The following is a 22,468-nucleotide window of genomic DNA, read 5'->3' on the forward strand; positions in this document are numbered from 1 at the left end:
CGGTCCGGCGGCAGGGCATGCAGGGGGTGTGGCGCTCGGGCGACGTGCTCGTGTTCCCCGGCGACGAACCGCCGCTCGTGCTCGCCGACGTGCCGCACGCCGACCTCGTGGTCGCGGTTCTGCACGACCTCGTCGAGGCGTACGAGGCCCGCCGACGCCACCGCGAACCCGACTGGGACGAGATCGTCGGCGGTCCCGCGCGACCGCCGTGGGGCGACGACCGGCGCTGACGTCCTCGACCGAGGATTGGGTTCGTCCCGCGCGAGCCGGTAGCGTCGTGCCGTGCGTATCTCCGTCATCGGCTGCGGGTACCTCGGTGCCGTGCACGCCGCTTCCATGGCCAAGCTCGGGCACGAGGTCGTCGCGGTCGACGTCGACCCCGCCAAGATCGAGCGTCTCGCGTCGGGCGACGCTCCGTTCTTCGAACCGGGGCTGCCCGAGATCCTGACCGAGGCGCTCGCCTCCGGGCGCATCCGCTTCACCACGGACATGGCCGAGGTCGCCGGGTCCACGGTGCACTTCCTGGCCGTCGGGACCCCGCAGGGGCCGACCGGTGCCGCGGACCTCACGTACGTGGACGCCGCCGTCGCCGCGCTGACGCCGCACCTGTCCGCCGGCGAGTTCGTCGTCGGCAAGTCCACGGTGCCCGTGGGCACCGCCGCCCGGCTCGCCGCCGAGGTCGAGCAGGCCGTGCCGGGAGCGACGCTCGTCTGGAACCCCGAGTTCCTCCGCGAGGGCTTCGCCGTGCAGGACACCATCTCGCCCGACCGGTTCGTCTACGGCGTCCCCGAGGGCGAGGCCGGCGAGCGGGCCGTCGCCGCGCTCGACGAGGTCTACGCGCAGGCGCTCGCCGCGGGTACGCCCCGGCTCGTCGTGAACCTGCCCACCGCCGAGCTCGTGAAGATCAGCGCGAACGCGTTCCTCGCCACGAAGATCTCCTTCATCAACGCGATGGCGGAGATCGCCGAGGTCGCCGGAGCGGACGTCACGGCGCTCGCCGACGCGATCGGGCACGACGACCGCATCGGTCGCAAGTTCCTCAACGCCGGCCTCGGCTTCGGTGGCGGCTGCCTGCCGAAGGACATCCGTGCCTTCCAGGCCCGCGCCGACGAACTGGGCGTGGGCGAGTCCCTCGCGTTCCTCGCCGACGTCGACGCCACGAACCTCCGTCGTCGGGCGCACGTGGTGGACCTCGCGACCGAGCTGCTCGGCGGCTCGGCCACGGGCAAGCGCGTGGCCGTGCTCGGCCTGGCGTTCAAGCCGAACTCCGACGACGTCCGCGACTCCCCGGCGCTCGACATCGCGGCGCGACTGCACGAGCTCGGCGCGTCCGTCGCCGCGTACGACCCCGAGGCGGTCGGCACGGCGCGGCGGCTGCACCCGGAGCTCGACTACGCGGAGTCGGCCACCGCGGCGCTGACCGGGGCGGACCTCGTGCTGGTGCTCACCGAGTGGACGGCGTTCCGCGAGCTCGACCCGACCGAGGCGGCATCGCTCGTGGCGGTCCCGGTCGTCGTCGACGGGCGCAACTGCCTCGACCGCGATGCCTGGACGGCCGCCGGCTTCACCTACCGCGGCATGGGGCGCTGACCCCACCGCCGTGCACGACGAAGGCCGCTCCCCGTCGGGGAGCGGCCTTCGTCGTCCGGCCCTGGTGCCGGAGGCTCGGGGCCGGGGGCTGCTGGTCGGCAGCGGCAGCGGCAGCGGCAGCGGCGCCGTCAGCGTCCGGCGAGGTCGCCGTCGACCGAGCGGACGGCCGCCGGGCGGGAGCCCGTCGTCGAGGTACCGGTCGTGGGGGTGCCGGCCGTCGGGGCATCCGTCGTCTCGTCCGCGGTGCGGCGCCCGCCGCGCTCGGGGTGGTACACCCACGTCTTGTACAGCCAGAACCGGAACGCCGTGCCGAGGCCGAGGCCGATCACGTTGCCGGAGACGTTGTCCGCGAGGGCCGAGGTGAAGCCGAGCACGTAGTGCGACACGGCGAGGCAGCCGAGCGAGATGACCATGCCGCCGAGCGAGACGATGACGAACTCGACGCCCTCGCGCGCGGCCACGGCACGACGCTGGTCGCGGAAGGTCCAGTACCGGTTGCCGATCCAGTTGACGAGGATGGCGACGATCGTCGAGACCACCTTCGCCCAGAACGGCCCGGAGTGGACCTCGTCCGGGTTGAGCACGGTGGCCCGCAGCAGGTTGAAGACCGTGAAGTCGACCACGAACCCGACGGCGCCGACCACGCCGAAGCGGGCCAGCTGGGCAATGAGTCGCCGCACAGTGTCTCCAGGATCCGTAGAGTTGTCGCTGACCGTGCCGGGCACGGACCGCCGTCAGCCCGCAGGGGTGCCGGCAACGGAGATCGATTCTAGACAGTGCGTTCCCCGGGGACGGTGTGAACGACGGAGGGAACACACAGCATGGCGTTGCGCGTCGGGGTCATCGGTGGCGGACAGCTGGCACGCATGATGGTGCCGGCCGCGCTGGAGCTCGGGATCGACATCCGGGTGCTGGCCGAGGGGCCGGGCATGTCGGCGGCGCTCGCCGCCACGGCCGAGGGCGACTACCACGACCTCGACACCGTGCTCGCGTTCGCGCGGGACGTCGACGTCGTGACCTTCGACCACGAGCACGTGCCGCAGGACGTCCTCCGTGGGCTCGTCGACGCCGGTGTCGCCGTGCGGCCCGGACCCGAGGCGCTCGCGGTCGCCCAGGACAAGATCACCATGCGCGAGCGGCTCAGCGCACTCGGCGTCCCCGTGCCCGACTGGGCGGCGGTCCGCGACGCCGCGGCGTTGCAGGCCTTCCTCGACGACCACGGCGGCCGTGCGGTCGTGAAGACCGCGCGCGGCGGGTACGACGGCAAGGGCGTGCGGGTCGTGACGGACCCGGCCGACGTCGTCGACTGGTTCGCCGCGGTCGACGAGGCGGCGGGCGACCAGGCGCTCCTCGTCGAGGAGCTCGTGCCCTTCCGACGCGAACTCGCACAGTCGGTCGCGCGCCGACCCTCCGGCGAGGTCGTCGCCTGGCCGCTGGTCGAGACCGTGCAGCGCGACGGTGTCTGCGCCGAGGTGTTCGCACCCGCGCCGGACAGCGCCGGGCGGCTCGCTGACGCGGCCGAGGACCTCGCCGTCCGCGTCGCCGAGGCCCTCGGGGTGACCGGTGTGCTGGCCGTCGAGCTGTTCGAGACCGACGACGAGCGGATCCTCGTCAACGAGCTCGCGATGCGCCCGCACAACACCGGGCACTGGACGATCGACGGTGCGACGACGAGCCAGTTCGAGCAGCACCTGCGTGCCGTGCTCGACCTGCCGCTCGGGTCGACCGGCGTGCACGCGCCCGCCGCGGTCATGGTCAACGTGCTCGGCGGCCCGGCCGACGGCGACCTGGCCGCACGCTACCCCGCGGCGCTCGCGGCGTTCCCCGAGGCGAAGTACCACTTCTACGGCAAGGCGCCGCGGCCGGGACGGAAGATCGGGCACGTCACGGTGACCGGCGACGACCTCGACGACGTCACCTACCGGGCACGGTCGGCAGCGGCGCACTTCGACGACTGACCCCCACGACCGCACGGGCGGGCGTCCGCAGGACGGCGGACACCCGCTCGGGTGGCACCCTGACTGGTGCCTGACGCCGGCCCCGGTGCCGTGCTCCCATGGTCTGGTCAGTCAGGAGACCACCATGCGCCGCACCACCGTGCCCGGCACGCCCGTGCTCGGCGTCCCCGCCGCCGGCACACCGCCGCTCGCGACCACCGCGCTCCGTTCGGTCGGTGCCGTCAGCGCCGTCGGGGCGCTCGTCGCCCTCGTCGGGACCGCGCTCCTGCCGGCCGCGCCCGCCGCTGCCGCACCGGACCTCCGGTCCGCGTCGTCCACCCAGCTGTACGGCGCCGGTCCGTACCGGTCGGACACGAGCGAGGCGGCGAAGCAGGTGACCGCACTCGCGACGAGCGACCCCGCCGGCGCGCGGGCGGCCCGGACGATCAGCGAGCACCCGGTGGCGATCTGGCTGGGCGACTGGACGCAGGGGGCGACCCTCGACCGTACCCTCGACCAGGCCGTCGCGGGCGCCGAGCGCACCGGGACGACGCCCGTGTTCGTGACCTACGCGATCCCGCACCGAGACTGCGGCGGCTACTCGGCCGGCGGCATGGACGAGGCGACCTACGCCGCGTGGATCGACCGCATCGCCGAGCGGCTGCGGGGGCACCGCGCGGCCGTCCTGGTCGAACCGGACTCGCTCGCGATGCTCAGCAACAGCGCGTGCGACGCGTCGCTCGGCGAGCAGCGCTTCCGCGTCCTGTCCCGGGAGGTCGCGGCGTTCACGGCCGCCGGCGTCCCCGCGTACCTCGATGCCGGCAACTCGAACTGGGTGCCCCCGGCCGTGATGGCGGAGCGCCTGGACCGTGCCGGGGTGCGCTCGGCGCGCGGGTTCTTCACGAACGTCGCGAACTACTACCCGACCGCGCAGGAGCAGGCGTACGCCGAGCGGGTGTCGGCGGCCACCGGCGGTTCGCACTACGTGATCGACACGTCCCGCAACGGGCAGGGCTGGAAGGGCACCTGGTGCAACGCTCCCGGCTCCGGCCTCGGCACCACGCCACGGGTCGTGACGGACGGCTCCCGGCTCGATGCGCTGCTCTGGGTGAAGACCCCGGGCGCGAGCGACGGCACGTGCAACGGCGGGCCCGCTGCCGGCCGGTGGTGGTCGTCCTTCGCGCAGGCGCTCGTGGCGAACGCCCGCCTCGGCACCCCTGCGCCCACGGCGGCCGCGTCCCCGACCCCGGTGCCGTCGCCCACGGCCACGTCGCCCGCGGCGAAGGCCCCCTCGGTCGCGCCCACCGGACGACGCGACGACGTCCGCTCGTCCTCGACGCGTCGGGTCACGGTCCGCGGCTGGGCCTTCGACCGCGACGACACCGCGAAGGCGGTCTCGGTCCGGGTCACGGTCGGCCGGTCGGTGATCGGCACGGCGACGGCCGACCGCAGCCGTCCGGACGTCGACCGCGCCCACCGGGTGGGGAAGCAGCACGGGTTCGACGCGACCTTCGCCGTGCCGAGCGGCAAGCGCACGGTGTGCCTGACCGCGGTCGGCATCGGCGCGGGCGGGGACACCGCGCTCGGCTGTTCGACCGTGACCGTCCGCTGACCCCGCTCGGCTAGGCTCGGCGCGTGACCGGAACCGCAGCCACCGCCCAGCCGCTCGTCTCGATCATCATGGGGTCGGACTCCGACTGGCCGACGATGCGAGCGGCCGCGGAGACGCTCGACGAGCTCGGCATCCCGTTCGAGGCCGACGTCGTCTCCGCCCACCGCACCCCGGACAAGATGGTCCGCTACGCCCGTGCCGCGGCGGGCCGGGGCATCCGCGTCGTGATCGCCGGTGCCGGCGGAGCGGCGCACCTGCCGGGCATGGTGGCCTCGATGACGACCCTGCCCGTGATCGGCGTGCCCGTGCAGCTCGCGCGGCTCGACGGCCTCGACTCGCTGCTGTCGATCGTGCAGATGCCGGCCGGCATCCCCGTGGCGACCGTCGCCATCAACGGTGCGGCCAACGCGGGGCTCCTCGCGGCGCGGATCATCGGTTCCGCCGACCCCGCCGTGGCCGACCGGCTGCGGCAGCACGCCGAGGACCTCGAGCGCGTCGTCGAGGAGAAGGCCGCGCGGCTCCGCGACGCGCTCTGACCGGGCCCCGTCCGCAGTCCGGCGGCCGATGGGGCCGCCGGTGCGCGGTGGGTCGGGATCAGCGGACGGCGCCGCTGACCGCGTCGACGGTCACCGTCCGGCCGGCCCCACCGACCGAGACGGACACCGCCCACGTCGGCGCCTGACCGCTGCCCCCGAGCACGATGCCCGTGACGGTGCCACCGGCGGACGACGCCGCCCGCGCCGCGGCGGTCGGGGCGTCGACTCGGACCGCTCCGGCACGAGCGGCGTTCGCGGCCTTCGTCGCGGCGTCGGAGTCCTTCGGGAACGGTCCGGAGGTGACGCGGTCGAGGGTCGCCGACACGACCGACTGCGTGAGCGAGCCGTCCGGCGACGCGACGACGACCGTCCAGTTGTCCCCGGACCCGGTCAGCGAGACCACCGTGCCGCCCCCGGCCGCCGCGACGCCCTGCGCCGCGATCCGGGAGAAGTCGACGTTCGCGGGCGTCTCGACGCCGCTGCCGTTGCCGGTGCCCGGCCCGGTGCCGTCGTCGACCGGGGTGGTCGGTGCGGCGGACGGCGCCGTCCCCGGGGCCGAGGTGGCGGCGCCCGTCGGGGTCGAGGAGGGACGCGGCGGCGGGGTCGCGGTCGCCGAGGCGGAGGACGAGCGCGTGGGGGACGGGCTGCGGTCGGCGGTGTCGGGCCCGGAGCACCCGCTGGCGAGTGCCGCCGTCGCGACGCCGAGGGCGATCGAGGCCGTGATGGTGGTGAGCCGGTGTCGACGCGTCATGGTGCGATCCTCGCAGCCGGGTCGACCCTCACCGCGGACGACACGGCGGGGCCGGGGGATCGACGCCCGTCCGTGACCGGGCGTGCGCCACCCGACGTCCGCCACTGCGACTCCGGGCGTCCGGCTCAGAGGTCGGCGTGCAGCTGCCAGGTCTCGTCGGCGGCGTCCCGCCAGCTGAACATGCGGGCACGGTCCGGCCCGGCGACCGCGAGCTGCGCCGCCAGGTTCGGGTCCTCGACGACCTGGTAGACGGCCTGCGCGAGCCGCTCCGCGTAGGAGTCGCGCGGGTCGCGGGCCACGACGACACCGGCGTCCGCGGCGACCTCGCAGACCGCCGCGTCGTCGGAGTGCACGACCGGCGTGCCGAAGCTCATCGCCTCGACCACCGGCAGGCCGAAGCCCTCCGCGAGGCTCGGGAACACGAAGACGGTGGCCCGGTCGTACGCCACCGCGAGGTCGGCGTCGTCGATGCGGCCGAGCACGTGCAGGCGCTCGGGTGCGAGCCCGGCGCGCTCGGCCTCGCCGTGCACGTCGACGTCCCCCCAACCGTCGGGGCCGGCGACCACCAGCGGGACGTCCTGCGGTGCCGCCGGGTGCGCCATCGCGGCGACGAGGTGTGCCAGGCCCTTCCGGGGCTCGAGCGTGCCCACGGCGAGGACGTACCGCTCGGGGAGCCCGAGCCGCTCCGCGCGCAGGTCGGCGTCCGCGGGGAGCCGGAGGCGACCGCTCGGGGCGCCGCCGATGACCCGGAGCCGCTCGCCGAACGGGTGCACCGCGTTGAGGTCGGCCGCGACGGCGTGCGTCGGGACGACCACGGCGTCCGCGTACCGCCACGCCCGCTTCACCATCGCCCGGTGGAAGCGCACCCCCCGCGGCGTCAGGGTCTCCGGGTGCGTCCACGGGACGGTGTCGTGCACGGTGACGACCGTCTGGCGGCCCGGCTCGAGGCCGCGGTCGTGCTTGACGAGCGGCGCGAGGACGCTCGGCGCGTGCACCATGCCGTGTGCGGCGCCGCCGGTCAGGCCGCCCTGCCAGGCGAGTGCGAGCTCGCGGCGGGGGAGGACCAGCCGTTCGAGCTCGGCGAGCCCGGGGAGCAGGGTGGTGATGCGCTCGAGGTCGTCGCGACCGGCGGCCGGGACGATGCCGGCGACGTCGCAGCCGGCCGGGGCCCTGGCGATGAGCTCCCGGGTGAGTTCCTCCGCGTAGCGGCCGATGCCGCCGGGGACCGGAGCGACCATCTGGTCGACGATCACGCGGAGAGTGGTCATCTGGTGGTGCTCCTCGCAGGTCCTGCCGCCGGTCGGCGTCGTCCGCCGGTCCGGGCGTCCCGGCAGACGATACCAGCGGGCGCTGGGGCGCCTACGCGTCGGCGCGGGTGTCCGTGACGGTTCCGTCGACCGCGATGCGCGACCGACGGCGCCGACGCTCGCCGAGCACGGCCAGGGCGGCGAACACGAGGTCCACGACCGTCAGGAGCACGCGGGACATCACGGCGACGCTGACGGCGGCGGACGCGCCGAGGGGCACCCCGGCGGTCAGGAGCGCGGTGAGGACGGCCTCGCGACCGCCGAGCCCGGCGGGCAGGAAGAACACCAGGAACCCCACCAGCCAGGCCAGGGCGTACGCGCCGACGGCGAGCGTGGCGACCCGGACGTCGAGCGGCCCGAGCGGCGCGAGGACGAGGGCGATGTGCAGGCCGAAGACGAGCCAGGCGAGCACCGCCCAGCCGAAGGCGCGCAGCACGGCGGCGAGCCGGATGTCGATGGTGCCGAGGTCGCGCCGGGTGACCTTCGAGGCGAGCCGGAGGCCGAACCGGAGCACGGCCGGGTGCAGGGCGACGAGCACGACCGGGACGAGCAGCACCACGTACCAGTAGCGTGCGAAGGCGTCCGGCTGCACGAACGGGATCGTCACCGCCGCCACGGAGACGCCGGCGCCGCAGCTCACGAGGAGCGTCAGCATGCCGACGGCCACGCTCCGCGCCGGCGGGACCCGGTGCTCCCGCCCGAGGTCGGCCTGCGCCACGATCGGCCAGACGGAGCCCGGGATGTACTTGCCGATCTGCGACAGGAAGAACACCCGCTGCGCGGCGGCGATCGGGATCCGGTGCCCGGCGCCGGACATGAGGGAGCGCCACGACAGGAACGTCACGTACGTCGCCGCGGCGCCGAGGACGAACGCGAGGACGAGCGTCCAGGGGTCCTGCCGGGTGAACGCGTCGGCGATGTCGTCTGCGCGCGGGACCAGGAAGGCCACGCACAGGGCGAGGGCGAGCACCAGGGCGGACACCCGGACGACGGTCTTCACGCGGGAGCGCTCGGCGGGCTTCGGGACGTCGGTCATTCTCACCTAGGGTTGGTCGGGTGCGCCGGGACCGGTGGCACACGCGACCACCCGGAAGGACGACGAGCGTGCGGATCCTGGCCTTCGGAACATACCAGGCGGCGGACCACCCCCGGGTCCGCGTGCTGGCGGACGGCCTGCGCGCGCGCGGGCACGTCGTGGCGGAGGCGAACGTCCCGCTCGGGTTGTCCACGCGTGACCGCGTGGCGATGCTCGGCGCGCGGTCGGGCGCGGCGCAGATGGCCCTCCGGCTCGCCCGCAGCTGGACCCGGCTCACCGGACTCGCGCTGCGTGCGCGGGCCGCCGGACGTCCGGACGCCCTGCTCGTCGGGTACATGGGGCACTTCGACGTGTGGCTCGCGCGGCTGCTGTTCCCGCGCACGCCGATCCTGCTCGACCACCTGATCTTCGCCGCCACGACCGCACAGGACCGCGGCGTCGGCGGCACCGGCGTCAAGCAGCGGCTGCTGCGCGCCCTCGACGGCGCCGCCCTGCGCATCGCCGACGTCGTCGTGGTCGACACCGAGGAGCACCGCGACCTGGTGCCCGACCGGCTCCGCGGCAAGGCCGTCGTCGTCCCCGTCGGGGCGACCGAGGCGTGGTACGACGCGGCCCGCGACGGTGCCGGCGCGGACGGCGGGCCCCTGCGCGTGGTCTTCTTCGGGCTCTTCACCCCGTTGCAGGGCGCCGTGACGATCGGCGAAGCCGTCGGGCTGCTCACCGCGGACGACGGTGTCGAGGTGACGATGATCGGCTCCGGCCAGGACCTCGACGCCGCGCGTGCCGCTGCCGAGGGCGGAGCGCCGACGACCTGGGTGCCCTGGGTGGAGTCGGCGGACCTCCCCGGCGTCGTGGCGGGCCACGACGTCGGCATCGGCATCACCGGCACGACCCCGAAGGCGCTCAAGGTCGTGCCGAACAAGGTGTACCAGTGCGCGGCGGCGGGGCTCGCGGTGGTCACGAGCGACACCGCCCCGCAGCGTCGCGCGTTCGGGGACGCGGTCGTGACCGTGCCCGCGGGCGACGCGGCCGCCCTGGCGGACGCCCTGCGGACGCTCGCGGCCGACCGTGCGCTCCTCGGCCGTCGGCGCGCTGCGGCCGCCGCGGCCGCCGAGCGCTTCCGGCCCGCGGGTGCCGTGGAGCCGCTCGACGAGCGCCTGCGCGCCGTCGTGCGCTGATCTGCTGATCCGGTGCGCCGGTCCCGTCGGGCCGGCACCGGGGGTGGACGGACGCCGTGACGGACGGGAGGCGCGGTACCGGCTGGTACCGCGCCTCCCGTCCGTCGTGGTGGGACCGATCAGGCGCCGAGCGCGCCCGCCTGGAACGCCGCGTGCAGCGCCTCCCGCCAGTCGCGCATGGGCGCGAGCCCGGCGCGGGACCAGCCGTCGTGACCGAGCACGCTGTACGCCGGACGCGGCGCGGGCCGCACGAAGGCGGCGCTGTCCGTCGGGAGCACGCGCTCCGGGTCGAGGCCGGCCTCGGCGAAGATCGCCTTCGTGAAGTCGTACCAGGACGCCTGCCCCGAGTTGGTGCCGTGGTAGACACCGGCGGGGGCGTCCGAGTCCACGAGCTCGACGATCCGGGCGGCCAGGTCACCCGTCCACGTGGGCTGGCCCACCTGGTCGGTGACGACCGACACCGTGTCGTGCGACCCGGCGAGCCGGAGCATCGTCGCGGCGAAGTTCGGCCCGTGCGCGCCGTAGATCCAGGCGGTCCGGACGACGTACGACGAGTCCGGTGCGATGCGGCGGACGTGCGCCTCGCCGTCCGCCTTGGTCCGCCCGTAGGCGTTCAGCGGGTCGGTCGGGGCGTCCTCGGTGTAGGGCGCGGTGCCGTTGCCGTCGAACACGTAGTCCGTCGAGACCGTCAGCAGCTTCGCACCGTGCCGGACGGCCGCCTCGGCGAGCAGCCGCGGGCCGGTGGCGTTGACCGCCGCCGCGTCGTCTTCGTGGCTCTCGGCGTCGTCGACCTTCGTGTACGCCGCGGAGTTGATGACGACGTCGTGCCCGGCGACGGCCGCGTCGACCGCCGCCGGGTCCGTGACGTCGAGGTCGGCACGACCGAGCGCGGTGACGTCACGTCCCTGCAGCGCGTGCTGCAGGTCGCGACCGAGCATGCCGGCGGCGCCGGTGATCAGGTACCGGGTCATGCGAGGGCCGCGCGCTCCTTCAGCGGCTCCCACCAGGCGCGGTTGTCGCGGTACCACTGCACGACGTCCGCCAGGCCCTGCTCGAACGGCACCTGCGGCTCGTAGCCGAGCTCGGCCTGGATCTTCGAGATGTCGACCGAGTAGCGCAGGTCGTGGCCCAGGCGGTCCTGCACGTGCTCGACGGACGACCAGTCCTTGCCGGTGGCGTCGAGGAGGAGCTGCGTGAGCTCCTTGTTCGTCAGCTCGGTGCCGCCGCCGATGTTGTAGATCTCGCCCGCGCGACCCTTGACGAGGACCATCGCGATGCCGCGGGTGTGGTCGTCGACGTGCAGCCAGTCGCGGATGTTGTTGCCCTCGCCGTACAGCGGGACGCTCTTGTCGTCGATCAGGTTCGTGACGAAGAGCGGGATGACCTTCTCGGGGAAGTGGTAGGGCCCGTAGTTGTTCGAGCAGCGGGTGATCGAGAGGTTCAGCCCGTGCGTGCGGTGGTAGCTGCGGGCGAGCAGGTCGCTGCCGGCCTTCGACGCCGAGTACGGCGAGTTCGGCTCGAGCGGGCGCTCCTCGTCCCACGAGCCCTCGCTGATCGAACCGTAGACCTCGTCGGTGGAGACGTGGACGAAGCGCTCGGTGCCGTGGCGCAGGGCTGCGTCGAGCAGGCGCTGGGTACCGACGACGTTCGTCTCGACGAAGATGCCGGAGTCGCGGACCGAGCGGTCGACGTGGGACTCGGCGGCGAAGTGCACGATCGCGTCGATGCCGGGGACGACCTCGTCGAGCTTCTCGGCGTCGCGGATGTCGCCCTGCACGAAGGAGTAGCGCGGGGAGTCGGCGACCGGCGCGAGGTTCTCGAGGTTGCCGGAGTAGGTCAGCGCGTCGTACACGACGACCTCGGCGCCCTCGAGGCCCGGGTAGGCGTCCTGCAGGGTCCGGCGGACGAAGTTGGAGCCGATGAAGCCGGCCCCTCCGGTGACGAGGATCTTCACGGATGCTTCCTTTGTGTCGGTGCGTCGGTCGGCGGAGAGTCTAGCGGTACGGCGTCACGGGGCCGGTCGGCTCGTGAGTCGGTGCCAGCGCTCCCGACGGTCCGCCAGGTGAGGACGGCGGCGGTGGCGCCGACGACGGCCGTCAGGACGAGCAGGAGTGCGACGGGGTGGAGTCCGTACGGCACCGTCGTGCCGAGCAGTGCGAGGCCCGCCGCGCTCGGCGGGAAGCGGAACTGCTCGTAGGCGCCCGCGTACAGCAGGCCGAGGCCGCCGAGCGCGACCAGGCCGGAGACGACGAGCGTGACGCGCGCGAGCCGCGTCCGGGTCGACGGTGTGGTGACGAGTGCGCGCCACGCGACGGCCTGCAGCACGAGGAGCGCGGCGATCGCCGGGAACAGGAAGCGTCCCTGGTTCACGGTCACCCCGAGGTGGCCGCTGTAGGTCGCCCAGTCACGGACCAGCACCACGAGCAGGGCCGTGGCGGGGAAGACGCCGGCGACGGCCATCGTGCGACGGTGGCCGCCCCGACGGGAGGCTGCCCAGACGACGGCCGCGAGCGCGACCACGGTGAACGTGTCGACGACGACGGCGGAGAGCGGGTACTCGTACCGGCCGAAGCGCCCCCAGAAGGTCTCGGACAGTCCGTTCCAGAAGGCACCGGCGAACTGCGTCGGGGCGGGGGACTCGTCGGCGGGCCACGGCTGGGTCGTCGCCGGGAAGGCGTCCGGTTGCGGCGTGCCCGTCCGCACCGTCTGCAGCACGTACCACCAACCGGTCGTCGCCGCCGGGACGGCCACCGTGACGAGTGCGCGGAGCACGCGGCCGCGCCGGTCCGGACCGACGCCGCGGGTCGGGGCGAGGACGGCCACGACCGCGGCGGGGACGGCGAGGAGCCCGCCGGCCATGAGCGCGGTGCCGACCGCCAGCGCACCGCCGAGGGCGAGCACCGTCCACCAGGACCGGTCGCCGGTCAGGAGGCGCACCATCAGCCACGTCGCGAGCGCCCCGGCCGTGATGACCGGTGCCCACACCGAGACCGACGCGCCGAGCTGGGCGAGCTGCGGGACGGCGAACAGGGTGACGGTCGCGGCGACGGCGGTCCGCGGCGAGCGGGTCGCACGACGGACCGCTGCCCAGACCAGGAGCGGGACCGGGAGCACGACGAGCACGTCCACGAGTCGCATCGCGAGCACCACGACGTCCCACCGACGTGTCGTGAAGTCGAGCAGGTGCGCGACGACCGCCTGCACGAGGAAGTACGTCGGGGGGTGCTGCGACATCGGGTTGACGAGGTCGTTCAGGGTGCCGTCACCGATGACCTCCCCGAAGGACACGCGTGTGGCGGCGGGCGGTGGGAGGGCGGGCACGTTCTGGGCGAGGAGGCCCTGGACGTAGTGCAGGTCGCCCGCGGCCGGCCACGGCTGTCCGGTGGCCAGGTGGATCGCGGCGTCGATGTTCGCGAGTTCGTCGGGGCCGTGCAGGGGCGGCGTGACCATCGCCCACGTCGTCAGCACGAGCGCGAAGAGCAGGGTCAGGGCGAGGACGGTCAGCAGCTCCCGGCGGGCGACCGGCGGGCGGGGAGCGGTCGTCATGCGGGGACCTCCGTGTCGACGGCGCGCCGCGGGTGCGCACCGGGCATCGCGCCCGGCTCCTCGTCCCGCGGCACCCACACGCGGCGCCGGGCCACGACCAGGGCGGCGACGAGCACCACGAGCGCCAGCACCCAGGTGGTCACGAGCAGGGGGACGGGGAGGGGCGAGGACTGCGCCAGGGTCTCGAGGCCCGTCGGGGTGACGCGCACGCGGGCGTGCTCGGCGAAGGACCCGTACACGAACACGACCGCGTAGACCGCGAGGGCCGCGGAGAGCCCGGACACGACGAACGCGCCCCGGCGGTGCCCCGCGTCGGTCCCGAACGCTCGGCGCCACGCGATCGCGCTCAGCGCGACGAAGGCGACCAGGGCGGGGAAGTAGTACCGGCCCTGCGTCCCACCGACGACCGTGGTGCTCTCGTAGCTGCCCCACGCGTTGGCCGTCTGGAACACGAGGATCGCGGCCGGCAGCACGGCCAGTGCGATCGCCACCCGCAGTCCCGGGGCTCGCCGGAAGGCCCACAGCAGGATCGCTCCCAGCGCGAGCACGGTCGCCGTCTCGAAGACGACCGGCGAGATGATCCACTGTGCGCGGCCACCGAAGCTGCCCCAGAACGTGCGGGCGATGGTCGACCAGGAGACGTCGGCGAACCGGAACGGGTCGGGTCCGGTGCCGGCGGGGAACGGCTGCGGTGGCCGGATCGACTCGAATCCGCTCGGCTGGAGCGTGTGGAAGACGACGAGGTTCCGGAGCCACCACCAGGCGCCCACGAGCGCGGCGAGGGCGAGGACGCCGAGCGTGCGCAGTGCGCGGACCTGCAGCCGGACCGTCGGGGCGCCCGCGACGAGCAGCGCGACGGCGACGAAGGGCACGAGCGGCAGGGCCGTGCCCTTGAAGAGGATCGCGACACCGAGCGACAGGGCGAGCGCGATCGCGGTCCGGGCCCGTCGGTCGCCGGTCAGCACGCGGACGGCGAGCCACACGGTCGTGCCCGCGAAGAGCACCACGGGAGCGTCGTTCGAGGCGGACGCACCGATCGAGGCGAGCTCGGGGACGCCGAGCACGGCGAACGCGCCGACGAGCGCGGCGCGGGGCGACCGGGTCACCCGACGCACGGTCGCCCAGGCGAGTGCCGGCAGGGGGAGCACGAACAGCGCGCCGAGCAGACGGACGGCGAGCAGCGCCTGGTCGGGGTGCAGCGCGCGGAAGTCGACCGCGTGCAGGACGCCGGCCGCCACGGCGTAGTACGTGGGCGGGTGCTGGGTCATCTGGTCGACGGTGTCCGTCGTCCCCGCGTCGGTGGCGTCGAGCAGTCCGCCGACGGTCGCCGACGACGGGGCGTCGTCGAACGTGTCGACGGCCTGCAGGACGTGCAGTCGACCGGGGTCGGGCCAACCGTCGCCGATCGCGACGTGCACGACGGCGTCGAGGTGAGCGCGTTCGTCCGGTGCCTGGAAGGCGGGCACGACGGCCGCCCACAGGAACAGGACGAGCGCGAATGCGACGGTCACGGCCGCGACGACGACCCGTTCGACCCGGCGGACCGGCTCGTGGGTGTCGGTCGCGTCAGTCGCCATACCGGGCGAGCTTCTGCAGGTCCAGCTGCTCCTCCGCGAGCGTGCGGTTCATGCGCGTGAGGTCGGCGACGACGCCGATGACGAGCGAGAGCAGGGCGGTGATGAGCAGGACCACCCCGAGGATGATCGACTGCAGGTGGTTGCCGGTGCTGCCGCTGACGATGAGCACCAGGTACCGCACGAGCGGCCAGAGGCCGAGCGCGCCGAGCACGACCGCGACCCAGGCGAACAGCGCCATCGGGCGGTACATCAGGTACACGCGCGCGATCGCGGAGCCGGACTGGAACATGTGCTGCCAGATGTTCTTGAACAACCGCGACTCGCGGGTCTTGGCGTTCGTCGTGATCGGCACGCTGGCGATCGCGAGACGCTTGTAGCCGGCCTGCACGATCGTCTCCATGCAGTAGCTGAACCGGGTGACGATGTTCAGCCGGACGAGCGAGTACTTCGAGTAGGCGCGGAAGCCGCTCGCGGCGTCGGGCAGGTCCAGACCGGCGGCGCGTGACGCCACCCAGGAGCCGAAGCGCTGCATGAGCTTCTTGAAGCCGGAGAAGTGCTCGATGGTCCGCGTCTGCCGGTCGCCGATCACGATGTCCGCCTGCTCGTGCAGGATCGGCTGCACCAGTTCGGCGATCTGCGCCTGCGGGTACTGGTTGTCGCCGTCGGTGTTGACCACGATGTCGGCACCGTGGAGCAGGGCGTAGTCGACGCCGTCGCGGAACGAGCGGGCGAGCCCCATGTTCGTCGTATGCCGGACGAAGTGCCGGACACCGTGCGCCTTCGCGACCTCGACGGTGCGATCGGTCGATCCGTCGTCGATGACGAGGATCTCGATCTCGTCGACGCCGTCGATCTCGGTCGGGATCGTCTCGAGGACGGCGGGGAGCGTCTGCTCCTCGTTCAGGCAGGGGATCTGGATGAAGAGCTTCACTGTGGTCTGCGGTCTCGTTCTGTCGGATCGGACGGCCTCGGCAGGGGTCGTCGTCGGGTTTCGAGCCGGCGGACGGACGTCGGCACCGGGCGGGGCGTGCTGCGTCGTGCCCCCGAGGTCGGCACGCTCGACGCCTGTACGTCCTGACGGCCGGCAGCAAGCCTATGCGATGTCGGCGACGGACGGGGAGCCGGGCGCGCTGCTCCGACCGTCCGTGGGAGGATACCGTCCTGTGCGCCGCTTCCTCCCTTCGCTCCACACCGGTGTCGTCCTCGCCGCGGCGGTCTTCGCGGTCTTCGCATCGGTGGCGGTGGGGTTCCAGGGGCCGGCGCTCGGCGGCGGTGACGAGCCGGCGCACCTGGACTACGTCATCGACGTGTGGCACGGCACCCTGCCGGTGTTCGAGAACGGGCTGACGATCGACCCGCCGTTCGGGGTGCTGCCGCCGGTGCAGTGGGTCGCACAGCACCCGCCGCTGTTCTACTGGCTGCTCGCTCCCGTGGTCGGACCGCTCTGGGACGACGGCAGCCTGTACTTCGCCGTCCTCGCCGGCCGTGCGGTGAACGCGCTGTTCGCCGGGGCGACGGTGCTCGCTGCGGCCTGGGCGGCCCGGCGGATCGCCCCGCGCCGCCCGGACGTCGCTCCGGTCGCCGCCGTGGTCGTGTCCTGCACGAGCATGCTGCTCCTGGTCGGCGGCGCCGTGTACAACGACCTGCCGAACGTCGCCCTCGGTGCCCTGGCCCTCGGCGTCGGTGCCACCGCGATCCGGAGGGGGATCAGCACACCCCTGCTGGTGGGCGCCACCCTCGTCACGACCGCCGGCATGCTCAGTCGCCTGACCTTCGCGGTGTTCCTCGCTGCGGTCGTCGTGTCGTTCCTCTGCGCGCGCGGCCTCCGCCCCGGCCCCGGGCCGTGGAACGGCGTCGTCGGTCGGGTGGTGGCCGCGGTCGTCGTGCTCGCGGCGCCGGTCGCGGCCTCGGCCTGGTTCTGGTTGCACAACATCGCGACGAGCGGCAACATCGCGGGCAGTCACCCCGAGTGGTCGGCGCAGCACCTGCACCGCGACTCCTCGACCTTCTGGGAGGTCGTCTCCGGGAGCGTGTTCTGGCGCGGGGTCTTCGGCGTCTTCCGCGGATCGCAGCCGCCGGAGCACTCCGGTTGGACCTGGGCCCTGTTGCTCGGACCGCTCGTGCTCGGCGTCGTCGTGCTCGTCGTCCGTCGGCTCCGCCGCAACGCGCTGCCCCTGCCGGCCCCGCGACGCCTCCCGGGGACCGGCCGACGGTCGGCCCGCGCGGCCGCGACCGCGCAGGACACGACCACGGCGTCGCCCGTGCGGAGCGAGACGCTGGTCGTGCTCATGGTCGCCACCGTCTTCGTGCTGCTCGTGCTGCTGCAGGTGGCCTTCGTCATGCAGGGCGGGGCGCCGCAGACGCGGTACGGCCTCCCGATGGTGCCGCTGCTCGCCGTGGTGATGGGCTTCGGCCTCGCGAGCTGGGGCCGGTGGATCTCGCCCGTGCTCCTCACCGTGTGGACCGCGGTCGCAGCGTGGAACTGGTACGCCATCCTCGACCTCGCCGAGCCGCCGTACCTGTCCGCCGTCCCGTTGCAGATCGCCCGTGCCGCCGCACTGCTCGCGGTGGTCGCGGTGCTCGTCGTCCTCGTGCTCTGGTGGCTCGCGGCCCTCCGACGGACCCGCACGCCCCGCCGGCCGACCCCGGACACCGACCCGGGCACGCTCACCGACTCCCCGGCGGTCGGGCCGCCAGCCGCGGCCGAGGGTGCGGACCGCACCGGGGCAGCGTGGTGAGCGGGATCCGCTCGCGCATCGCCCGGGTGCTCGGGCACCGGCGTCCCGACCTGTCGACGCCGGTCGGGACCGCGCCGGCGGACGCACCGCCGCTGGTCGGCTTCGTCGTCCACGGAGCCGGCGGCGTCCACCCCGCCTCGGCGCACGTGCGGGTCACCGGTCGCCTGTCAGCCCTCGCCGCGTCGGGGGCCGCACGCGTCGCCCAGGTCGAGCCGACCCGCTGGGCGGACGGCACCGACACCGCGCACCTCGACGTGCTGCTCGTGCAGCGGGACGCCTTCCCGGCGTCGCACCTCGACGCCGCGCTCGCGCGCGCCGCCTCGGAGGGCACGCGCGTGGTCGCGGAGGTGGACGACGACTTCTTCAGCCGGGAGGCACGTGCCCGGCTCGCGCGCGCCGAGTACGACCCCCAGCGACTCGCCTCGGTCGAGCGGCTCGTCCACGGCGCGGACGCGGTCGTGGTCTCGACCGACCGCCTCCGGCGGGTGCTCGCCGACGCGGGGGTCGCCGACGCGGTCGTCGTGCCGAACGCGGTCCAGCCGGGACTCTGGGACGCCGGACGCACCGCCCCGGGCCCGGACGGCCCGCGGCGGGTGCTCTACATGGGCTCCGCGACCCACACGGACGACCTGGAACTGCTGCGCCCGGCCCTCGACGGCCTCACGGACGACGACGGCCGTCCGGTGCGGCTCGAGATCGTCGGGGTCACCGGTGACGAGGCGGCGAGCTGGTACGACCGGCTGCCGCTGCCGGCGGACGCGACCCACTACCCGGACTTCGTCGCCTTCCTCCGGCAGCACGCGGGCCGGTGGTCGGCCGGCGTCGCGCCGCTCACCGACGACCCGTTCAACGACGCCAAGAGCGACCTCAAGTTCCTCGAGTACACGATGCTCGGCCTACCCTTCGTCGGCTCGGACCGGCCGTCGTACCACGGGGTCGAGCGCCACGGCGGACTGCTCGCCGACGACCGTCCCGCCTCCTGGCGGCAGCAGCTCGGCACGGCGCTCCGCGAAGCCGACCAGCGCGTCGCGGACGCCAGGGCGTACGTGACGGCCGAACGGCTGATCACCGCCGACGGTCCCTGGCGCGCGGCGCTCGGTCTCTGACCGCGGCGGGGACGTTGCTAGGGTGATGCGGTGCAGATCCGCGAACTGAAGATCCCCGGCGCGTGGGAGTTCACGCCCGTCCAGCACGGCGACGCACGAGGAGCGTTCCTCGAGGCGTACCGTGCCGACGTCCTCGAGGAGACCGTCGGTCACCCGCTGGACCTCCGGCAGGTGAACATGTCGATCTCGTCGGCCGGTGTCGCCCGGGGCATCCACTACGCCCTCGTCGCGCCGAGCCAGGCGAAGTACGTCACCGCCGTGCGCGGCGCCTTCATCGACTACATCGTCGACATCCGTGTCGGGTCCCCGACCTTCGGCCAGTGGGACAGCGTCCGCATCGACGACGTCGACCGCAAGGCCGTGTACCTGTCCGAGGGCCTCGGCCACGCGATCGTCGCGCTCGAGGACCGCTCGACCGTCAACTACCTCGTCAGCGCGCACTACGACCCGCAGCGCGAGAAGGGGATCACCATCCTCGACCCGACCGTCGGGCTGACGCTGCCCGACGGCCTCGGGGAGCCCGTGCTCTCCGAGAAGGACACCACGGCGCCCACCCTCGAGCAGGCGGCGGAGCAGGGGCTGCTCCCGACCTACGAGGAAGCGGTCGCGTACACCGAGTCCCTCCGGACGAAGAAGTAAGGGAGACCCGTGAAGGGCATCATCCTCGCCGGCGGTTCCGGCACCCGTCTCTGGCCGATCACCAAGGGCATCAGCAAGCAGCTCATGCCGATCTACGACAAGCCGATGGTCTACTACCCGCTGTCGACGCTCATGATGGCCGGCATCCGCGAGGTCCTCGTCATCACGACCCCGGAGTACAACGACCAGTTCCGGGCGCTGCTCGGCGACGGCTCGTCGCTCGGCATGGAGATCCAGTACGCCGTGCAGCCGAGCCCGGACGGGCTGGCGCAGGCGTTCGTCATCGGCGAGGAGTTCATCGGGGACGACAGCGTCGCGCTCGTCCTCGGGGACAACATCTTCCACGGCACCGGCCTCGGCACGAACCTGCGGAAGAACACCGCGGTCGACGGCGCCACGATCTTCGCGTACCACGTGGCCGACCCGACCGCCTACGGCGTGGTCGAGTTCGACGACGACTTCACGGCCGTCTCCATCGAGGAGAAGCCGGCGCAGCCGAAGTCGAACTACGCCGTGCCCGGGCTGTACTTCTACGACAACGCGGTCATCGAGATCGCGAAGACGATCGAGCCGAGCGCCCGCGGCGAGCTCGAGATCTCGACGGTCAACGAGCGCTACCTCGAGTCCGGCTCCCTCGGCGTGCAGGTCCTCGACCGCGGCACCGCGTGGCTCGACACCGGCACGTTCGAGTCGATGATGCAGGCGTCCGAGTACGTGAAGGTCATCGAGGACCGGCAGGGCTTCAAGATCGGCTGCATCGAGGAGATCGCCTGGCGGAACGGGTGGATCGACGACGCGCAGCTCGCCGACCTCGCCGCCCCGCTCGTCAAGGGCGGCTACGGGGTGTACCTGCAGAACCTGCTCCGCGGCTGATGGCGCGCACCGGGCTGGGGCGCCTGTTCGGGCGGTCCGGTCCGGTGCCGCCCGCCGGCGCCGCGGACGATGACACGACCACCCCCGCGACGGCGGGTGCGTCGCCGGTCGAGCCGCGCCTCCCGGTCGACACGTCCCTGGTGGTCGACGCACCGCAGGCCGACGCGGACGGCTTCGACGTCGTGGTCACGGTCGACGAGCGCGCCTTCCGCCGGGGTGCCCACCTGCCGACCGTCGAGGCGGCCCGGGCCGCCGGTGCCGGGGCGGTCGTGGTCACGGTCCACGACGTGCACGCCGGACCCACGAGCACCTACCCGCCCGTCGCGCCGGGGGACGGGTACACCGTGGCGCGCCCGACCGTCGCCGCCACGTGGGGCGGCGCGGTCGCCGCGGCCCGCCCGCTCCTGCGGTCCGCGGTCGTGCTCGTGCAGGACGCACGGGTGACCCTGCCCGACGGTGCCCACCACCGCCTGGTCGCGGCCGTCACGCCGACCACGGCCGCGGTGGTCGAGCCCGTCGTCGTCGCGGTCCCGGTGCTCCGCACCACCGACGACCTGGTCGCCAGTGCCGGCGCCGCCCTGCCGCAGCCGACCGCCCCGGTCGCGTCGCTCCTGCGCGGTCACCCCGCCGCGGACGCCGATGCGTTCGCCGGCCCGCACGAGCCGGGCACGCCGGTGTTCGCCGCCGACCTGCCCTGCTTCGCCGCGCGCACGGCCGACCTCGCCACCCCGGTCCGCACCGTGGACACCCGCACCGCGGTCGCCCGCCTGACCCGGGACACCGCCGACGCCGCCGGCGGTCGGTGCGTCGCGCTGCCGGTGGGCCGGGCGTACGTCACGGTGGGCGCGACGGCCGACGGCGGCGGGATCCGCGAGGCACGCTACGACACGGACGCGGCGGACGCCCTCGCGGTGTGGCGGGACCGCACCGACGCCGAGACGGCACCGGCGCTCGCACGGCTCGGTTTCGTCGCCGCCCCGGGCACGGCCGACCCCGCGGGTGCACCCGTGGCCCTCCGTGAGCCGCTGGTGCGCGCGGAACGGGACACCGACCGCCTGGAGCTCCGCGACCGGGGCGAACGCCTGCGCTGGTCCATCCGGATCGCGGCGCACCCCGGTGCCCGCGGTGACGACTGGGGCGACACGTTCTTCGCCGCCGACCTGGCGGCGGCACTGCGCTCGCTCGGGCAGGAGGTCGTGGTCGACCACCGTGAGTCGCACGTCCGCCCGACGTCCGAGCACCTCGACGACGTCGCCCTCACCCTGCGGGGGCTCGACGACACCCCCGTGCACCCGTCCGCGACGAACGTGCTCTGGGTCATCTCGCACCCCGACCTCGTCCGCCCGGCGGAGCTGGCGCGGTACGACCTGCGGTTCGCCGCCGGCCCGGTCTGGGCCGCGCGGGTGACCGCCGAGACCGGGCTCGAGGTCCGGCCGCTGCTCCAGGCGACGGACCCTACGCGCTTCCACCCCGACGTGACCTCGGACGCGACCGCTGCGGCCGAGCACTCCGACCTCGGCACGGTCTTCGTCGGCAAGACCCGCGACGTCTTCCGACCGGTCGTGCGGGACGCCCTGGCGGCAGGACTCGACCTGGCCGTGTGGGGCGAGGGGTGGGAGGACCTGCTGCCCGCGGGCGTGCACCGCGGGGTGTTCGTCCCGAACGACGAGCTCCCGGCGCTCTACCGGGACGCCCGGGTCGTGCTGAACGACCACTGGCACGACATGGCGCGGGACGGGTTCGTCTCGAACCGGCTGTTCGACGCCGCGGCGACCGGGGCGCTCGTGGTCACCGACCCGGTGCCCGGCGTCGACGAGCTCTTCCACGGTGCCGTCCGGACGTACGACTCGGTCGAGACGCTCCGTGCGGTCGTCGCCGAGGGGGAGCGGCTGACGGCGGAGGAGCGTCGGGAGCGGGGCCGGCGGATCGGCGAGGAGCACGCGTTCCGGGCGCGGGCCGAGGTGCTGCTGGACGCGGTGCGGCGGCAGCGCGGGCGCTGAGCGCGGCGCGCTGCCGTCGACGGGCTGTGCGCTGCCGATGCT

19 protein-coding genes and 1 pseudogene are annotated in these 22,468 nt (G+C 74.1%); 11 read left to right on the top strand and 9 right to left on the bottom strand.

Translation table 11 applies throughout. The annotated features are described in order from the left end of the window. Both H7A69_RS09245 and H7A69_RS09250 read left to right on the top strand, forming a co-directional pair. Positions 1-230, top strand: a pseudogene (locus H7A69_RS09245) (hypothetical protein); the annotation flags it as partial. A 52-nt stretch (positions 231-282) separates the two neighbouring features. Beyond that, the gene (locus H7A69_RS09250) at positions 283-1,590 is read left to right on the top strand and encodes a UDP-glucose dehydrogenase family protein (RefSeq protein WP_182046768.1); all 1,308 of its coding nucleotides are present in this window, start codon (positions 283-285) and stop codon (positions 1,588-1,590) included. A gap of 128 nt (positions 1,591-1,718) precedes the next feature. Here the strand turns inward: H7A69_RS09250 and H7A69_RS09255 are convergent, their stop codons facing one another. After that, complete coding sequence (locus tag H7A69_RS09255) at positions 1,719-2,270, bottom strand: GtrA family protein (RefSeq protein WP_182046769.1); 552 nt, start codon at positions 2,268-2,270, stop codon at positions 1,719-1,721. A 141-nt stretch (positions 2,271-2,411) separates the two neighbouring features. Between H7A69_RS09255 and H7A69_RS09260 the strand changes: the two genes are divergently transcribed. The 3 genes from H7A69_RS09260 to purE all read left to right on the top strand — a co-directional run bounded on the left by H7A69_RS09260 (position 2,412) and on the right by purE (position 5,675). Further along, positions 2,412-3,548 carry a 5-(carboxyamino)imidazole ribonucleotide synthase gene (locus H7A69_RS09260; protein WP_182046770.1) on the top strand — a complete coding sequence of 379 codons (1,137 nt, stop codon included), beginning with the start codon at positions 2,412-2,414 and terminating at the stop codon, positions 3,546-3,548. 124 nt (positions 3,549-3,672) lie between these two features. Next, positions 3,673-5,139, top strand: a complete 1,467-nt coding sequence (locus H7A69_RS09265) for a glycoside hydrolase family 6 protein (protein WP_182046771.1) — start codon at positions 3,673-3,675, stop codon at positions 5,137-5,139. 23 nt (positions 5,140-5,162) lie between these two features. After that, entirely contained in the window at positions 5,163-5,675 is a 513-nt protein-coding gene (gene purE, locus H7A69_RS09270; RefSeq protein ID WP_259346161.1) for a 5-(carboxyamino)imidazole ribonucleotide mutase, read from the top strand. A gap of 58 nt (positions 5,676-5,733) precedes the next feature. On the opposite strand, the gene H7A69_RS09275 is transcribed toward purE, so the two are convergent. The 3 genes from H7A69_RS09275 to H7A69_RS09285 form a co-directional block, all read right to left on the bottom strand. Then, the gene (locus tag H7A69_RS09275; RefSeq protein WP_182046772.1) at positions 5,734-6,426 is read right to left on the bottom strand and encodes a hypothetical protein; all 693 of its coding nucleotides are present in this window, start codon (positions 6,424-6,426) and stop codon (positions 5,734-5,736) included. 125 nt (positions 6,427-6,551) lie between these two features. Then, on the bottom strand, positions 6,552-7,694 hold the full coding sequence (locus tag H7A69_RS09280) for a glycosyltransferase family 4 protein (RefSeq protein ID WP_182046773.1): 1,143 nt from the start codon (positions 7,692-7,694) through the stop codon (positions 6,552-6,554). Between the two features lie 91 nt (positions 7,695-7,785). Then, positions 7,786-8,769 (bottom strand): lysylphosphatidylglycerol synthase domain-containing protein, encoded by a 984-nt coding sequence (locus tag H7A69_RS09285; RefSeq protein ID WP_182046774.1) that lies wholly within the window; start codon positions 8,767-8,769, stop codon positions 7,786-7,788. Between the two features lie 68 nt (positions 8,770-8,837). On the opposite strand from H7A69_RS09285, the gene H7A69_RS09290 reads away from it, so the two are divergent. Then, positions 8,838-9,947, top strand: coding sequence for a glycosyltransferase (locus H7A69_RS09290; RefSeq protein WP_259346162.1), 1,110 nt, complete (start codon positions 8,838-8,840; stop codon positions 9,945-9,947). A 119-nt stretch (positions 9,948-10,066) separates the two neighbouring features. On the opposite strand, the gene rfbD is transcribed toward H7A69_RS09290, so the two are convergent. The 5 genes from rfbD to H7A69_RS09315 are packed head-to-tail and all read right to left on the bottom strand — an operon-like array spanning position 10,067 to position 16,001. Continuing rightward, entirely contained in the window at positions 10,067-10,918 is an 852-nt protein-coding gene (rfbD, locus tag H7A69_RS09295; protein WP_182046775.1) for a dTDP-4-dehydrorhamnose reductase, read from the bottom strand. After that, positions 10,915-11,901 (bottom strand): dTDP-glucose 4,6-dehydratase, encoded by a 987-nt coding sequence (gene rfbB / locus H7A69_RS09300; protein WP_182046776.1) that lies wholly within the window; start codon positions 11,899-11,901, stop codon positions 10,915-10,917. The genes rfbD and rfbB overlap by 4 nt, the downstream gene beginning before the upstream one ends. Then, a complete protein-coding gene (locus H7A69_RS09305) occupies positions 11,898-13,493 on the bottom strand; it encodes a glycosyltransferase family 39 protein (protein WP_182046777.1) in 1,596 nt (531 codons plus the stop codon). The genes rfbB and H7A69_RS09305 overlap by 4 nt, the downstream gene beginning before the upstream one ends. Further along, on the bottom strand, positions 13,490-15,070 hold the full coding sequence (locus tag H7A69_RS09310) for a glycosyltransferase family 39 protein (RefSeq protein WP_182046778.1): 1,581 nt from the start codon (positions 15,068-15,070) through the stop codon (positions 13,490-13,492). Before H7A69_RS09310 ends, H7A69_RS09305 begins: the two co-directional genes overlap by 4 nt. Continuing rightward, positions 15,060-16,001, bottom strand: a complete 942-nt coding sequence (locus H7A69_RS09315; protein ID WP_182046779.1) for a glycosyltransferase family 2 protein — start codon at positions 15,999-16,001, stop codon at positions 15,060-15,062. The genes H7A69_RS09310 and H7A69_RS09315 overlap by 11 nt, the downstream gene beginning before the upstream one ends. Before the next feature lie 232 nt (positions 16,002-16,233). Here H7A69_RS09315 and H7A69_RS09320 point away from each other — a divergent pair, with 232 nt between their 5' ends. Genes H7A69_RS09320 through H7A69_RS09340 form a run of 5 tightly spaced genes read left to right on the top strand, consistent with a single transcriptional unit; the run spans position 16,234 to position 22,426 of the window. Then, complete coding sequence (locus H7A69_RS09320) at positions 16,234-17,808, top strand: hypothetical protein (protein ID WP_182046780.1); 1,575 nt, start codon at positions 16,234-16,236, stop codon at positions 17,806-17,808. After that, the gene (locus tag H7A69_RS09325) at positions 17,805-18,914 is read left to right on the top strand and encodes a glycosyltransferase (protein WP_182046781.1); all 1,110 of its coding nucleotides are present in this window, start codon (positions 17,805-17,807) and stop codon (positions 18,912-18,914) included. Before H7A69_RS09320 ends, H7A69_RS09325 begins: the two co-directional genes overlap by 4 nt. A 30-nt stretch (positions 18,915-18,944) precedes the next feature. Next, the gene (locus H7A69_RS09330) at positions 18,945-19,553 is read left to right on the top strand and encodes a dTDP-4-dehydrorhamnose 3,5-epimerase family protein (RefSeq protein WP_182046782.1); all 609 of its coding nucleotides are present in this window, start codon (positions 18,945-18,947) and stop codon (positions 19,551-19,553) included. A 9-nt stretch (positions 19,554-19,562) separates the two neighbouring features. After that, complete coding sequence (gene rfbA, locus H7A69_RS09335) at positions 19,563-20,426, top strand: glucose-1-phosphate thymidylyltransferase RfbA (protein WP_182046783.1); 864 nt, start codon at positions 19,563-19,565, stop codon at positions 20,424-20,426. Beyond that, entirely contained in the window at positions 20,426-22,426 is a 2,001-nt protein-coding gene (locus H7A69_RS09340; RefSeq protein ID WP_182046784.1) for a glycosyltransferase, read from the top strand. The genes rfbA and H7A69_RS09340 overlap by 1 nt, the downstream gene beginning before the upstream one ends. The last annotated feature ends 42 nt before the right edge of the window (positions 22,427-22,468 follow it).

Source organism: Curtobacterium sp. ME26 (assembly GCF_903970945.1).
Taxonomy (GTDB): Bacteria; Actinomycetota; Actinomycetes; order Actinomycetales; family Microbacteriaceae; genus Curtobacterium; species Curtobacterium citri.